The 14,698-nt window shown below is 47.7% G+C and carries 13 protein-coding genes; 10 read left to right on the forward strand and 3 right to left on the reverse strand.

Annotated elements, in window-relative coordinates; genetic code table 11:
* From rpsP to IQ235_RS04630, 4 genes are all read left to right on the forward strand, one after another.
* Positions 1–188: 30S ribosomal protein S16 (gene rpsP, locus IQ235_RS04615; protein WP_264320323.1), on the forward strand; the 188-nt coding region annotated here is incomplete at its 5' end.
* Positions 181–558, forward strand: a complete 378-nt coding sequence (locus IQ235_RS04620; RefSeq protein WP_264320324.1) for a KH domain-containing protein — start codon at positions 181–183, stop codon at positions 556–558. The genes rpsP and IQ235_RS04620, both read left to right, overlap by 8 nt.
* A gap of 75 nt (positions 559–633) precedes the next feature.
* Positions 634–1,593, forward strand: a complete 960-nt coding sequence (locus tag IQ235_RS04625) for a PhoH family protein (protein ID WP_264320325.1) — start codon at positions 634–636, stop codon at positions 1,591–1,593.
* A gap of 6 nt (positions 1,594–1,599) precedes the next feature.
* Positions 1,600–1,755 (forward strand): hypothetical protein, encoded by a 156-nt coding sequence (locus IQ235_RS04630; RefSeq protein ID WP_264320326.1) that lies wholly within the window; start codon positions 1,600–1,602, stop codon positions 1,753–1,755.
* Positions 1,756–2,259: 504 nt separating this feature from the next.
* Here the strand turns inward: IQ235_RS04630 and IQ235_RS04635 are convergent.
* Complete coding sequence (locus IQ235_RS04635; RefSeq protein WP_264320327.1) at positions 2,260–3,234, reverse strand: methyltransferase domain-containing protein; 975 nt, start codon at positions 3,232–3,234, stop codon at positions 2,260–2,262.
* Positions 3,235–3,460: 226 nt separating this feature from the next.
* Here IQ235_RS04635 and IQ235_RS04640 point away from each other — a divergent pair, with 226 nt between their 5' ends.
* The gene (locus tag IQ235_RS04640; protein ID WP_264320328.1) at positions 3,461–4,282 is read left to right on the forward strand and encodes a DUF1206 domain-containing protein; all 822 of its coding nucleotides are present in this window, start codon (positions 3,461–3,463) and stop codon (positions 4,280–4,282) included.
* Between the two features lie 75 nt (positions 4,283–4,357).
* Here IQ235_RS04640 and IQ235_RS04645 read toward each other — a convergent pair whose 3' ends face one another.
* Both IQ235_RS04645 and IQ235_RS04650 read right to left on the reverse strand, forming a co-directional pair.
* Positions 4,358–6,103 (reverse strand): HAMP domain-containing sensor histidine kinase, encoded by a 1,746-nt coding sequence (locus IQ235_RS04645; protein ID WP_264320329.1) that lies wholly within the window; start codon positions 6,101–6,103, stop codon positions 4,358–4,360.
* Complete coding sequence (locus IQ235_RS04650) at positions 6,103–7,161, reverse strand: ABC transporter substrate-binding protein (protein WP_264320330.1); 1,059 nt, start codon at positions 7,159–7,161, stop codon at positions 6,103–6,105. The genes IQ235_RS04645 and IQ235_RS04650 overlap by 1 nt, the downstream gene beginning before the upstream one ends.
* A 721-nt stretch (positions 7,162–7,882) precedes the next feature.
* Here IQ235_RS04650 and IQ235_RS04655 point away from each other — a divergent pair.
* The 5 genes from IQ235_RS04655 (at position 7,883) to IQ235_RS04675 (ending at position 14,687) form a co-directional block, all read left to right on the forward strand.
* Complete coding sequence (locus tag IQ235_RS04655) at positions 7,883–9,616, forward strand: carbamoyltransferase family protein (protein WP_264320331.1); 1,734 nt, start codon at positions 7,883–7,885, stop codon at positions 9,614–9,616.
* Positions 9,613–10,575, forward strand: a complete 963-nt coding sequence (locus IQ235_RS04660; protein WP_264320332.1) for a hypothetical protein — start codon at positions 9,613–9,615, stop codon at positions 10,573–10,575. Before IQ235_RS04655 ends, IQ235_RS04660 begins: the two co-directional genes overlap by 4 nt.
* A 602-nt stretch (positions 10,576–11,177) precedes the next feature.
* Positions 11,178–12,515 carry an MATE family efflux transporter gene (locus tag IQ235_RS04665; protein WP_264320333.1) on the forward strand — a complete coding sequence of 446 codons (1,338 nt, stop codon included), beginning with the start codon at positions 11,178–11,180 and terminating at the stop codon, positions 12,513–12,515.
* 96 nt (positions 12,516–12,611) lie between these two features.
* Complete coding sequence (locus tag IQ235_RS04670) at positions 12,612–13,007, forward strand: Mth938-like domain-containing protein (RefSeq protein WP_264320334.1); 396 nt, start codon at positions 12,612–12,614, stop codon at positions 13,005–13,007.
* 75 nt (positions 13,008–13,082) lie between these two features.
* Entirely contained in the window at positions 13,083–14,687 is a 1,605-nt protein-coding gene (locus IQ235_RS04675; protein ID WP_264320335.1) for a DEAD/DEAH box helicase, read from the forward strand.
* Positions 14,688–14,698 lie beyond the last annotated feature (11 nt).

Raw genomic sequence — 14,698 nt, forward strand, 5'->3', positions numbered from 1 at the left:
CCGCTCGGCGGGATGGTCGAACTCTCGAGGAGTTAGGCTACTACAACCCCAGAACCGACGAAACGCGCCTCAACGTTCCGGCGATCGTCACTCGATTGAAGCAAGGGGCACAGCCCACTGAAACCGTGCGTCGAATTTTAGACAAAGCCAATGTCTTCGAGCAAGTCCAGGCAACCTCAAATGCCTAATGCGGCGACCCCGGATTACGAAGGGCTGGTGAAATTTCTGCTCGAACCTTTTCTCGAATCTCCCGAATCCCTGCGAGTAGACTGCGAAAAATCATCGAGCCGACCCAAGGTTTTGATTCGCATAGCGTTCGACTCTCCAGATAAAGGTCGCGTTTTCGGTCGGGGGGGACGCAATATTCAGGCGATCCGAACCGCCCTAGAGGCAATCGGTCAAACTGTCGGTCAATCGGTTCATCTGGATATATACGGTAGCGACCGATCGAGTCGCAGTTCGTCAGATAACCCCGATCGCTCCTCCGAACGCAGAACTTCCAAGCCGAAAATTCCACGTCCGATTTCTCGCAAGCGAGACTCGGAAGCTCTCGATTGAGGTTGGGAAGATTAAGAATGGAGAATTGAAGAACGCAATATTTTCCATTCTTAATTTGTAACTTTTCTTTTTTGCATGGCCCAAAATTTTTTAACAATTGAATTACCTTCTCTAGAAAGTACGATCGCCCTAGGGGGAGACCGGGAAGAAAACCTCAAACTCCTCTCCCAAAAAACTGGGGCGACTTTGGTGCTGCGGGGACAGGAATTATCGATTTCTGGCACTGAGTCTCAAGTCGGGCGCACCGAACGCATCGTGCGATCGCTCGCCCCCTTTTGGAAAGAGGGAAAAACCATCTCCTCCGTGGATATCCAAACTGCTATTCAGGCCATCGAGACCGATCGTCAAGATGAATTGCAAGATCTGCGAGAAGATATTATCGCTCGTACCCGTCGCGGCGAGAACGTCCGAGCTAAAACCTTTCGCCAGGGGCAATATATCAAAGCCGTCCGCAAACACGATCTGACCTTTTGCATCGGGCCGGCGGGAACTGGGAAAACCTATCTGGCCGCGATGCTAGCGGTGCAGGCGTTGCTCGACAAGCAGTACGAGCGGTTGATTCTCACTCGTCCGGCGGTGGAAGCGGGAGAACGGCTGGGCTTTTTGCCCGGAGATTTGCAACAGAAGGTTAACCCTTTTTTGCGTCCCCTGTACGATGCCCTCTACGAACTCATCGACGCGGAAAAAATCCCGGATTTAATGGAACGCGGGATTATCGAAGTGGCACCCCTAGCCTATATGCGCGGTCGAACTCTGAGTAATTCCTTCGTCATTCTCGATGAAGCTCAGAATACAACCCCAGCCCAGATGAAAATGGTGTTGACTCGTTTGGGATTTCGATCGCGCATGGTGGTGACGGGAGATGTCACCCAGACCGACTTACCCAGACACCAAACGTCTGGGTTAGCCGTCGCCCAAAAAATTCTCAAAAATGTGGACGGGATTGCATTTTGCTATCTCTCTCAAGCCGATGTAGTCAGGCATTCTCTGGTGCAGGCGATCGTGAGGGCTTACGAGAAGCACGAGCAGCGTTAGTGATGAATGATAATCGATTATTTCAAAACAAGTGAATATATTCTCGAAAAAGTTTGGTTCGATTATCGAGGATGTCGGTATTCCGGTCGTGGAGTTTTGACCTGGAATCCAGAAGCCGGCTTGGAAGCCTATTATGACCTATTCAAAGAGAAAAATTGCTGATGACAGACCCTAGCTGTGTCATGCCAGCGGGTAGTTTTTCTTGTGGGGAGTTAGCTTTCTACACTTATTGCCGAACTGTCCATCCTACCCGACTGGAGACTCAAACTCGTACTCCACCACATTGGCACGCTTCGGAGTATAGGGGTAGTGCCCCTGTGCCTACCCCGCGCGGTGGGCAACCACAGGGGGACAGTGGTGTCAACTTAAGGTGGCTGTTTGTTTGTCAATGACGCTTGATTCGTCGACAAACCCGGCCTTCGGGGGGTCTCCCCCCAACCCTCCGCCTTCGGCTTCGCCCTCCCGCTGGGGGCGTTACGCCGCCCCCGGTCGCGCTCGCCGGTCGTTGTGCCCCCGCGTACAAGAGTGAAATCGTTCGAGCGTAGGTTTGATGGGGGTTGGAGAAGGGCACTTGACGATCTATGAAATTGTTTAAGTTGACACCACTGCACAGGGGGATTGCCCCTACTCATCAAAATCTCTGTGGTCAAGTACTAGATTATGAACTTATTTCGCACTCACCTTGACTTCTTCCGATCGTGTGGTTGCAGCTTCTCCACCATTTCTGACGGCACGAAACATTCCAAATCGGCATAAACCCGCACCAAATGCCAGTCGCATTAGCAGCAAGGTGGGAACTTCTCGCAAGGATTTGATAAAACCCGAGACACCAAAACGAATTAATCCTTGGGGTCGCGCTACGCCTTGCCAAATCGAATCCAGCCAAGAAGGAAGGGTTTGTTGCGTCCAGTCTGCACTCACCACTTCTCCCGTTTCCGCGAGCAGTTCTGAGAACCCCTCAATACTCGAAAATGCGGGATGAGACCATTGATCGAGCAGTTGCTGCATAACGGGTTTTTCCCAGAAATTGAGCGGATTTTGACGATCGTCTCGTTGATTCCAGTCTGCCACCACCAACACGCCACCGGGTTTGACAACTCGCATCAACTCTTTGGCAAACACCGCCTTGTCTGGCATGTGGGGGCCGGCTTCAATAGACCAAACCACATCAAAGCTGGCATCGGGAAACGACAGCGCCATGGCATCATCGACTTGAAATGTGGCATCGACTCCTTCAGGGGTCAACTCTCGAGCGCGTTGAACTTGTTGGGGGCTGATGGTAACAGCGGTGACGGCAAACCCGTAATCTTTGGCAAGAATGCGGCTGCTGCCCCCAATTCCGCAGCCCACATCCAACACTGTCGTACCGGGCGGTAATTTATCTAAACCCCCCCAGCGCACCATTTCATGGACGAAGTCGATTTTGGCAGCGATAAAATCTTTCCGTCGGGGTGGCGAACCATAATGACCGAGGTGGATGTGTTCGCCCCAGTAAAACTCCAAAATCCCATCGTCGGTCCACTGGTCGTAGGAATTCGCAACCGAGTCAGAGGATTGATAGCGACGAGGGACGAGCAAATACCAGGCAATGCCGATCGCCAGGACGATTGCCACAATTCCAAGGGTGTAAAATCCAATCATCGAGCTAGAAACGTAATATTTTTTAACAATTTTGTGTTTAATCTACCACATTTCCAGATTCGATTTTCACTATCAAAGGGCTGAATTCGATCGTTTTTCTGTTAATGTTTTCTCGCTTGAAACTCAACCTAAAATTTTATTTTTTCGTCTGAGATTCTAACAATTGATTTATCCTAAACTTAGCGGAAGTAGCTAATCGCTGATTTTATATTTTCCCCGAAAAACAATGAGAGAGCCATCTGCACAGACGAAAGAATATTATGCCGTGTGGGTCGAGAGATTTGCTCGATTTGGTTACGCGGCAAAATGCTTTGTTTACGTACTCGTCGGATTGCTTGCCGCTCAAGCGGCTTTCACCGCGAGCAATCCCGAAGGTTCCGAAGATGCCTTGGCTGCCGTCGCCAAGCAACCCTTCGGAAAAATCGTACTGGCATTAGTGGCGATCGGGCTGTTTGGATACGTTTTATGGCGCTTCGTGCAAGCAATCCAAGACCCGGAACACGAACAAAGCGGTGCGAAAAATATCTTGCGGCGCATCGCCTACGGGATGAGTGGTTTTATCTACACCGGATTGATGTTGAGCGTGCTGCGATCGATCGCTGGAACCGAGAAAAATAGCGAAGGGAGTTCGACGCAATCTTGGACGGCCACACTGCTTTCGCAACCCTTCGGTCGATGGTTGGTAGGAACGGTCGGCGCAATAACCATTGGGGTCGGGTGCTATTATTTCTACCGGGCATTCCGCGCCAAATTTCGCCAGAAACTGAAACTGCACCAAATGAGCGCATCGACAGAAAAATGGGTAACCCTCGTGTCTCGGATCGGAATAACCGCTCGGGGTTTTGTTTTTTTGCTCGTGGGCGGATTTCTGATTCAGGCCGCTCGTGCCTATGATGCGAGCAAAGCCGAAAGTTCGGAGGGAGCGCTCAAGAGTTTAGAAAACCAGCCTTTCGGTCCCTGGCTGTTGGCAATCCTGGCATTGGGGTTAATCGCTTACGGAGTGCACATGGGAGTGCTCGCGCGGTATCGCCAGATCGAGGTTAGATAGTCCGATCGCCCAAACCATCCTCAGCTCGCACTCCAGTGATGCCGAAACTCAAAAATTGTCAAACCATCGTCCAGATTAAGCCGCTCGCTCGAGTGTTTGCCGAGTGGGAATCCGGATCGCAAATTCCGCGCCTAATCCAACGCCAGAGTAACACTGGAGCGATCCACCATGTTTGTCCACAACGATCTGGTAGCTAATCGACAAACCCAAACCCGTTCCTTGTCCTACAGCCTTGGTTGTAAAGAACGGATCGAAGAGTTTCGATCGCACCTCTTCGCTCATCCCCGGCCCGTTATCGCTAATCCGAATTTCCACCCAATCGCGATCGATGATTGCCGTACGAATCCAGATCGTGCTGGGACTTAGCTGAATTTCTTTAGCCGTTCGAGATCGATTGTATTCGTCCAAAGCATCGATGGCATTGCTCAAAATATTCATAAACACTTGATTGAGCTGACCGGCATAGCAACCGATTTCGGGCAGGCGATCGTAGGCTTTAATTATTTGAATTCCCGGATATTCGGGTTTTGGCTTCAATCGGTGATGTAAAATCATCAACGTACTGTCGATTCCGTCGTGAAGATCGGCTTGTTTGATTTCAGCTTCATCTAGGCGAGAAAACATCCGCAAAGAGCAAACGATATCGCGGATGCGATCGGTTCCCACCTTCATCGACCCCAGTAGTTTTCCTAAGTCTTCAGACAAAAAATCTAGCTCGACGGCTTCCATTTCTTCTTCAATCGCCGCTGTTGGCTGGGGATACTCCCGTTGGTAAAGTTTCACCAAATTGAGTAGATCGCGAATGTAGTCCTTGGCATGACTCAAGTTGCCATGGATAAAATTAACGGGGTTGTTGATTTCGTGAGCCACTCCCGCCACCATTTGCCCCAAGCTCGACATTTTTTCGGTTTGAATGAGTTGGCTTTGTGCTTGAGTGAGGTCTTCGAGGGTGCATGCGAGCTGTTCGGACTTAGCCCGTTCTCGGGTTTCGCTTTCCCGCAGGGCTGCAACTGCCAGCTTTCGTTCTTCGATTTCTTTTTGCAGTTGTTCGTGTTTTTCGAGTTTTTGAAAGACTTTCTCGAAGGTCTTGGCCAGGAAGCCAATTTCATTGTCGGGCATGGCTGATGGCAGGTTGAAGGTTTCTGTTTTCTGGCTGCGTTCGAGAGCGCAATTCAACCGTTTGAGGGGCCCGAGTATCGTTTTATGCAGTGCCAATCCCATCAGCACTAAAATGCCAATGGTACCCACCGTCATGGTGACCGTGGAAGTGAAAAAGGTGTGCCACGAATCTTGCTCGATTTGCTGTAAATCGAGAATAGCGATCGCCAATCCGCGCTTTCCCTGGGTTTCAAAGATATAACTGCTAAAGGGCAAGATATCTACCAGAACCTTGCGATCGCCTATGGTCTCGTACAGGGTTTGAGACCTTCCCGTGCTAGCTGCCAACTCCATGGCTTGTTTGAGTGGGATTGAGATTCCTTCACCTGAGGGCATCGCTCCCCCATCCGACGAGCTATGGGCGAGAATCCGACCGTCGGGACTGACAATGGCAATTTGAACGACCGCAGGTAAAGTTGCGTAGTTCTGAACCACTCGTCGCAGATTGCTCGCGTGTCCGAGTTCGAGCGATCCTTCCGTAGCAAACTCCAAACCTTGAGTAATCGATTGAGCGCGTTCTCGAACCTGTTGTTTTAAGTCGGAACGAACCAGATGGTAGTTGACCCACATCGAACTCAGTCCGACCGTAATCAAAGACATCCCAAAACCAGCCAACAGTTGCTTTGTGAGGCTGCGTTTGAAAGATTGGGGATAGTAGCTCATTATTTCCAGAGATCGATAGCAGCAGTGACGGGTTCGGCATTAATCTCAACATCTTCTCGAATGATTCGACCGTGTCGCGTATCTTCGCGCAACCAGTCCGCGATTTGTTGAGTCGCTTTCCATAGACGCCCCTGAGACTCAAACATTCGACGATTCATGACAATATCGCCTTTTTTTAGCCCTGAATAATCGCTCTTAAAATCTTCGGGATTTTGCCCGAGTTGCTTAGCAGCGGAGGCAAAGACAGTTTCAGGTTGAGTCTCGACTGCCTCCATTAGATCGAACCAAGTCAAGATAAATTGCGTTAGACTTGCTCTGTTCTCTTCAATGAAGCTCGATCTCACTGCCAAACCATCGATGACTAAGCTATCGACTTCTTCTGTCGTGTAAATAATATTACCGCCAATCGCGCTAGCCGTATCGCTCAGTAATGGTTCCCACACCACTGCGGCATCCAAACGACCTTCTTTCATCCATTGAACGGTCGTTTCGTTAGACAGGTTTTCGATTTGCACGCTGCCCGGATCGATCTGGTTGAGTTTCAAAGCTTCGAGCAAAATTAGATGATCGATCGTACCGAGTTGAGCGCCCACTTTTTTACCGCGCAGATCTTTAACGGATTCGATTCCCGGTTGAGCGACAATGCCGTCAGCTCCCGCAGAAATATTCGTCACAAGTACGTAAGCCGGGCGATCGTTCCCCGGATCGGCTTGCATCACGTCCCACAACGGAACGAACGCCGCATCTAGATTCCCGCGAATCATGGCTCGGGTTGCATCTTGAGAGTTCTCAAACACGCTCAACTCAACGTTGAGACCGCGTTTCTCAAACAGTCCCGCTTCTTGTGCGTAGAGAACCACATCGAAGCCGGGCCAGCGATTCATTCCCACTTTCAGAGTTTGCGGTTCGCGATTGAAGTAGGTATTGCATCCATTGAGCAGTAAAACTAACAACAACCCGATCGTAAAGAATCCAAATCGCGAGAGTAGCGATCGAGTATTGAACGTCCGGTTTAGTGCGATCTTCCCCGAACAAGTTGCGGGAGTAGAGTATGACATCAGAATTTTGCTCTTAACAAATGCAGCAGAGAAAGTTTAAGTATCGATCTATTAAGTATCGATCTATACTGCCAGCATAATCATAGTTTTAGAGTAATGGCTAGTTTCTTTGTAAAGCTTACCGTCTCCAATTATATAGCTCGAGCTGAGTTAACCGATCGAATAAAATAAATGTTTGGGGTGAACGATCTGCTGCTAGAGATAACCAGCAAAGCTAGTCTTTAAGATCGATATTTTTCTTCAAAAAATCCGCAATAATGCGGATGGCAAATTGAATTTGAATTGTTCTAGCGCTCTTTAGAACTTGAATTTGCGAATTCTTCGCTTGTTAAAATTATTTTTTGACGAAGAACTGAAGATCACTCTAATCAGAATAAGTTAAACCTATCGCTTCATTCTTCTGAAAGCTTCAATCTAACTTCTCCAAAAAAATATATTTTGATAAATTTACATTTACAGGTGAAAAGATCGGTGGAAACACTGAAGGCAATTGCCGATCTTTTCACTTCTACTAGAACTAAGGTTGGCACTAAACGAAATGTTCTCAGTTGCAAAATTGGACGTGTTGCACGGAGAAACATTCTAATTTAAATCGTTCCGAAACCCATTCGCGAAAGAGTTAGCTTGCCCCGACGGTCAAAATCGATCGAAGATTTTAGCTTTGTGTGACAGAGATCCGGATTTTTAACAACATGCTCGCCAGACACCATTCTTTTTAAAGATGCAATACCCACTTCCATCACCTCGTCCCAGCTATATATTAGGAATAAACTCCGCTTATCACGAATCCTCGGTGTGCTTAATTCGCAACGGTAAAATCGTCCTAGCGATTGAAGAAGAACGTCTCAATCGAGTCAAGCACGCCAAACCCGCACGAGTGGACAATCCCGACGAATTGCCCGTGCAGGCCATTCAACTGTGCTTGGAAAAAGCTGGCATCACTTGGAAAGAGATCGATCGCGTTGGCTACTCCTTCGATCCCGTCAAGCGGCTCAAAAATAAAGAGTACTCCGAACCCGTCATTCCTGGAGACTGGGGTAGTGCGGATGGAGAAAAACTGTTCTACGAAAAACTACAACAGGTTCCCCAACAACTGAGCCAACTGGCCCGGGAAGATATAACCGCCAAGTTTGAATGGCTCGATCACCATCTTTGCCATGCAGCCAGTGCCTATTTCGTCTCCCCTTACCAAGATGCCGCCGTTTTAGTTGTCGATGGCATTGGTGAATTTGAATCCACCACGTTCTACCACGGAAAGGAAAATCGCCTCGAAAAACTCAACACCATCGACTATCCCAACAGTCTGGGATTTCTTTGGGAAAAGTTCGCTCAGTTTCTGGGGTTTAGCGAATACGATGCCTGCAAGGTCATGGGTTTGGCATCCTACGGCAACTTCAAATACTACGACAACGAGTTCCGACAAATTCTGACGATCGAGCCAGGAAGCTTTCAACTCGACCCTCGTATTTTACAATTTCGGGTCAACGATTTTAGCCAACTCGAAAAACTCTTCGGCCCCAGGCGAGAACCCGGTAGCAAGCTCGAAGAACGGCATATGGACATTGCCGCCACGTTGCAGAAAGTAACAGAGGAAGTGTTACTAGAACTGGCTAACGACTTGTACGATCGCACTGGTAGCGAAAATCTCTGTCTGGCGGGAGGTGTTGCCTTAAACTGCGTCGCCAATCGCATCCTCCAAGAGAAAACCCCTTACAAACATATCTACATTCAGCCGGCGGCTAATGATGCGGGAACGGCGATCGGGGCCGCTTATGAGATTTGGCATCAAATCCTCGGACAACCGCGCAGCTACGTCATGGATCGTCCGTATCTCGGGCCGGAGTATTCCGACGTGGAAATTCAGGCGGTTCTTGACGAACATAACCTCGACTACCATCGGTGCGACAACATTGAGGAAGTGGCAGCGAAGTTGGTCGCCGACGGTCATATTGTCGGTTGGTTCCAAGATCGAATGGAAATGGGCCCTCGCGCGCTGGGAAGTCGCACTTTGCTTGCCGACCCTCGCAACCCGAATATGCGGGATATTCTCAATATTAAAGTCAAACATCGGGAGCATTTTCGACCGTTTGCACCATCTGTCTTGGCAGATAAAGCCCAAGAATGGTTCCGAATTGGGGACAAACAAATGCCTTCAGATTTTATGCTCTTTGCCTACGAAGTGCTAGAGAGCAAGCGCGATTTGATTCCAGCAGTGATTCATATTGATGGAACCAGTCGAGTGCAAACGGTGCGATCGACTTCTCATGCCAAATACTATCGGCTGATCGAAGAATTCGATAAATTGACGGGGGTACCGATCGTTTTGAATACCTCGTTTAACGATTCCGAACCGATCGTTTGTAGCCCAGAAGATGCGGTGGAGACGTTTGGGAAAACGAAAATCGACTATTTGGCGATCGGTAACTTTTTAGTCTCGAAAGGAGAGTGTGCGTGATAACTCGTTCGGTAATTCCAGAACAATCTAATTTGTTTGCCCCCGTCGTCGATGCCTATGGTTCTCGTCTTGTACTGGTGTTTGGCAACGAGTCGAAAAATGGTGAGTGCCCGTTTTATCGATATCAATGCCATCATTGCGATATTGGTGCCGGAGAAGGAATGGGATTCGATGGATCCTCAAACCAACAGCGGCTCGAATTTTTTCAAGATTACTATGCCGATCTTTTGGTCGATGCCAGACATCTCTTAATCTATAACTCGGGTTCGACATTAAACCACGCCGAAATGTCGAGAGAAACTTTCGCCGCAATTTTAAACTTAGTTTCGGGCTTGAAAAACTGCAAACTTGTTTCTCTCGATTCTCGGGAAATGTATATTACCCCGGACAATCTCGATCGCCTGAGTCATCATCTCGGTATCAGTCAGCGAGCGAGCATTATTTTGGGAGTGGAATCTCAAAATGATGAGATTCGGATGGGTAAATTGAAAAAGTTGATGACTAAAGATGCGATCGAGAATGCATTTGCCATTGTCGGTGCTTACTCGGAAAAAATCGGTATCGATTTTAATATCGTGTTTCAACCGCCAGAAGTCGTGGGAGACGCCGCGATTGCTGAAGCCGTGGAAACATTAGAGTACGGTTTGCATCTTTCCGAGAAATACCGTGTCTCGATCGATTTCAATTTTCATCCTTACTACCCATCTAGGAAAAGTCAAGGAATGTTTCCCAAGCATCCAAGGGCTAATTTAACAGATGCATTTCAGGCTTTGATGTTGATGAAGGAGCGGGTTGAAATTCGGCAAAGTCGCGCCAAACTTTTTATTGGCTGGCAAGATGAAGGACACGATCGCGAACAGAACCAAAGGGCCAAGGAGTTAGAACGATATCTCGAGGGATTCGATCGATTCAATCGCACTCAAGAAATAATTGCTTTACAAGAATGCTCTCATTTTTAAGGGACTTGTAATAGTTGAAAAAGGTTAGAATTGAATAGAAGTAGATTGAATGAATCGAGATCGTATTGTGCTTTTATAAGCAAGATGCGATCTCATTTTTTTACAACAAGATTATTGTCTATTTGATGAGTTAGATCTGCTTTTTAAATTATAGGTCTAACTCGGAAAAATCTTAAGATTATATACTAAAAGGTCGGCTCGATTTTCATGACAACTCTGCCAGGAAATAGTTTCAGATATTTAGTGATACTTCGCAGACAAGTTTTTTTCCGGATTTAGATGTACCCGTTGCCAAGGTAGAATAGTTGACCTGTTATTTTATTGATTTTACTAACTTAATAAAGTGAGAGTCCGGATATTAATATTTTTGTCAGTATATTGAAGAAGAACCCGTTTGTCGGGTGATAATGAAAGCTTCCAGTCTGTTCGCTATGTCCGCTCGAATATTCGTTTGAGCTTATTAGAGCGAGCCTACCGTTTCGTTATTTATACATTCTGATTTTAGAGAAATTTTCATAAAAACGCAATTTTTATCTCAAAGCATTTCAAAATTCACAAATTCCTGTCGATCGCATATACCGAACATATTTTGATACAAACTAATGCTTTTCAATCGTTCTCGTGGTTATAAAAATATAATTTTACTTGCTTATCCTGTCTGCTTGAGTCAGTTGGGTACAGTTTTAGTTAGCATTGCTGACAGTGCGATGGTAGGTCAGATCGGCACAGTTGAGCTAGCTGCTTCCTCTTTAGCCAACAGCGTATTTTTTATCTTTATCACATTTGTGACGGGAATCACCTTTGGTATTACGCCTCTAATTGCCGCCGCTGATGGAACTAAAAATTTAACGGAAATATCTAGAATTTTCAAACATGGAATTCTGATTAGTGCCATCGTCGGCTTGGGATTTTCTTTACTGTTATGGAAGGCTGCTCCAAGTCTGCGATTTCTCAATCAACCCGAAGCTGTCGTCGAACTAGCGATTCCCTATTTTAGAACATTAGCAATTTCTCTAATTCCTTATAGTATTTTTCAAGGCTATCGGCAATTTATGGAAGGGTTGTCTCTGACAAAACCTGCCATGTATATCAGTTTATTTTCTAATCTTATTAACATTGGTCTGAACTATTTATTAATTTATGGAAACTTTGGCTTTCCTCAGCTCGGATTAAACGGTGCGGGACTCGCCACCCTAATATCGAGAACTTTTATGCCATTTGCGATCGGGATTTTGGTGCTCTTGATTCCTCAAAGCTTTTGTTATCTCAAAAAAATGATGAGATTGAGAATTTCTATTTTTCAGGCCGCTAAAATTCTCAACATTGGAATTCCCTGTGGAATTCAGTTTTTGTTTGAAAATGGAGCGCTCAGTTTTGCAGCGATTATGATGGGTTGGTTGGGGACTCAAGAACTGGCAGCGCATCAAATTGCTTTGAGTTTAGTGACGGTTACTTATATGATAGCGACGGGAATCTCAGCAGCCGCCACAATTGGTGTCGGCAATCAGTTTGGTCGCAGAAACTTCCGCCGGTTACGGGAAACTGGATTTAGCTCTTTAAGTCTCACCACCTCATTATCGGTTGTCAGCGCTTTTATCTTTATCTTTGGAAACCACTATCTTTCTAATTTATTTGTTCGAGACTCCCAGGTTATACAAATTGCCTCATCGTTACTGGTTTTAGCCGCTTTTTTTCAAATTTTTGATAGTATTCAGGTGGTGATTATCGGGGCTTTGCGAGGTATGGGTGATGTCGCCTATCCAACCCCGATCGCTATTGGTTCGTACTGGATCTTAGGACTGCCATTAGCTTATACGTTCAGCCAACTCTTACACTTGGGTGCCAGCGGCATTTGGTACGGATTATCCATCGGTTTTTCTGTGGCGGGAGGATTGCTATTTTTGCGGTTCGATCGTTTGAGCAAACAGGGGCTAAGATGATGACTTGAGTCGATTGAATTATTCAAATGCTCCACTAAAGAAAGTTTGCGCTATCCTCAAAAGTTATAGAGTGTCGCGATTAGGAGACCGTTAGAGATGGCATTCGATAAAACACAGCAACCAACACCAATAGCAACATCCCCAAAAATCGATCGCCTGTCTTGGGGAAAGATTGAAATTAACGGCAAACACTTTAAAGATGCCAAACTCTTTCCCGGTGGCGCGCGGGAATGGAACTGGCAAGAGACCGGAACTCGTCACGTACCGGGCATTCAAGCTGCGGATGTGGCAGAACTCATCGATCGCGGCGCAACAACCATCGTTCTATCTCGGGGAATGCTACACCGGCTGCAAGTCTGTCCGGAAACTCTGCAAATACTCGAAGACAAAAGCATTACCGCCCATGTTTTGCAAACGGAACTGGCTGTGAAACTATACAACAGTTTGGTCGATATAGAAGCTGTTGGCGGACTATTTCATTCCACTTGCTAATTGTGGTGGTAATCATATCGATGCGATCGCCCATCTAACATAATATGAAGATGACTAACTCCCGGACGATCGCTCATGCCTCGTACCCCCACTCTTTGGTTCGATCGCGGCACGCTGGTTCTGCATCCCCCACCTCGGGGCAAAGCCTGGGTGGACTACGCGACGTGGGACGATCGAATCGAAAAGTTTCGTATCCCGGCGTGTCAGTACCGCTTCCTCGTTGAGGCTTTGTGGGCAGAAGCCACAAATTTTACCGATAATGCCAAGGATTTCGTGCCGCTGGAACTAGAATCCAAGCTGGAAATGGAACCCTATCCCCACCAAAAAGAGGCGTTGGAGGCGTGGAAGCAGGGGGGACGATGCGGGGTCGTGGTATTGCCCACAGCAGCCGGAAAAACCTATCTGGCGCAGTTGTGCCTGCAACAAACCCCTCGCAGTACCTTGGTCGTGGTGCCGACGCTGGACTTGATGCACCAGTGGTACGCTCACTTACTCGCGGCGTTTCCCGACGCGGAGGTGGGGTTACTTGGCGGCGGATCTCACGATCGCACGGCGATTCTCGTCTCCACCTACGATAGCGCGGCAATTAATGCAGAAAATTTGGGCGATCGCTACGGATTCCTGATTTTCGATGAATGCCACCACCTACCCACGGATTTTTTCCGCGTCATTGCCGAACATTCCATCGCCCCCTACCGCCTGGGACTGACGGCAACCCCAGAACGCACCGACGGCCGACATACCGATCTCGATACCCTCGTCGGCCCCCAAGTCTATCGCCGTACCCCCGAGGAGTTGGCAGGGGATGCCCTCGCCGAACACCGCATCGTGCAGATGAAGGTGAAACTTTCCCAAGCCGAACGAGATCGCTACCAGGCACTTATTGCCGATCGCAACGCCTTTTTAAAACAGGCAAATATTCGCTTGGGCAGCACGAACGGTTGGCAAAATTTTATCAAAGCCAGCGCCCGATCGTCTGCGGGACGACGGGCAATGAAAGCCCATCACGAAGCCAAAGCCATTGCCCTGGGAACTGATGGCAAAATGAGGGTACTGACGGAGTTACTGGCCAAACACTATCCGGAACGCACTCTGATTTTCACCAACGACAATGCCACTGTCTATCGCATTTCTCAAGATTTTTTGATTCCGGCGATTACCTATCAAACTCCGGTTAAAGAACGCCACGAAATTCTCACCCGATTTAAAAGTGGCGAGTACAAAACATTGGCGGCTTCCCACGTTTTAAATGAAGGGGTGGATGTGCCCGATGCGAGAATTGCAATTCTGCTGTCGGGTAGCGGTTCTAAGCGGGAATACATTCAACGGTTAGGGCGCGTTTTACGTAAAGGAAGCGATCGGCAAAAGTTAGCGATTTTATATGAGGTGGTGTCGGAAGATACCGCCGAAGAACGCACCTCCGAACGCCGTCGGGGTCAGACAAAATTCGATCGGCCTCAGGAACAATCTGGGTCTAAATCTCGACAATTAGAACTAGTGCCTTCTCCATCTCCCGAGACGACTCCATCTCCAAGTTCTCCGATTCCCCTATACAGTCGCAATCGATCGAAAACTCGACGGGCGGCAGAACCAAGCTCGGAATGGGGTAAAGAGGAGGAAACATCTACCGATGGAGAAAATACAAAACAGTCTGATGACGATCTGCTCGACCGATTTTAGAGATCTTATCC

The sequence above is a fragment of the Zarconia navalis LEGE 11467 genome (assembly GCF_015207075.1).
GTDB classification, from domain to species: domain Bacteria; phylum Cyanobacteriota; class Cyanobacteriia; order Cyanobacteriales; family Geitlerinemataceae; genus Zarconia; species Zarconia navalis.

Coding starts and splice junctions, on each gene's coding strand:
- IQ235_RS04620 (WP_264320324.1), top strand. CDS start 181: ATGCCTAATGCGGCGACCCCGGATTACGAAGGGCTGGTGAAATTTCTG.
- IQ235_RS04625 (WP_264320325.1), top strand. CDS start 634: ATGGCCCAAAATTTTTTAACAATTGAATTACCTTCTCTAGAAAGTACG.
- IQ235_RS04630 (WP_264320326.1), top strand. CDS start 1,600: ATGATAATCGATTATTTCAAAACAAGTGAATATATTCTCGAAAAAGTT.
- IQ235_RS04635 (WP_264320327.1), bottom strand. CDS start 3,234: ATGATTGGATTTTACACCCTTGGAATTGTGGCAATCGTCCTGGCGATC.
- IQ235_RS04640 (WP_264320328.1), top strand. CDS start 3,461: ATGAGAGAGCCATCTGCACAGACGAAAGAATATTATGCCGTGTGGGTC.
- IQ235_RS04645 (WP_264320329.1), bottom strand. CDS start 6,103: ATGAGCTACTATCCCCAATCTTTCAAACGCAGCCTCACAAAGCAACTG.
- IQ235_RS04650 (WP_264320330.1), bottom strand. CDS start 7,161: ATGTCATACTCTACTCCCGCAACTTGTTCGGGGAAGATCGCACTAAAC.
- IQ235_RS04655 (WP_264320331.1), top strand. CDS start 7,883: ATGCAATACCCACTTCCATCACCTCGTCCCAGCTATATATTAGGAATA.
- IQ235_RS04665 (WP_264320333.1), top strand. CDS start 11,178: ATGCTTTTCAATCGTTCTCGTGGTTATAAAAATATAATTTTACTTGCT.
- IQ235_RS04670 (WP_264320334.1), top strand. CDS start 12,612: ATGGCATTCGATAAAACACAGCAACCAACACCAATAGCAACATCCCCA.
- IQ235_RS04675 (WP_264320335.1), top strand. CDS start 13,083: ATGCCTCGTACCCCCACTCTTTGGTTCGATCGCGGCACGCTGGTTCTG.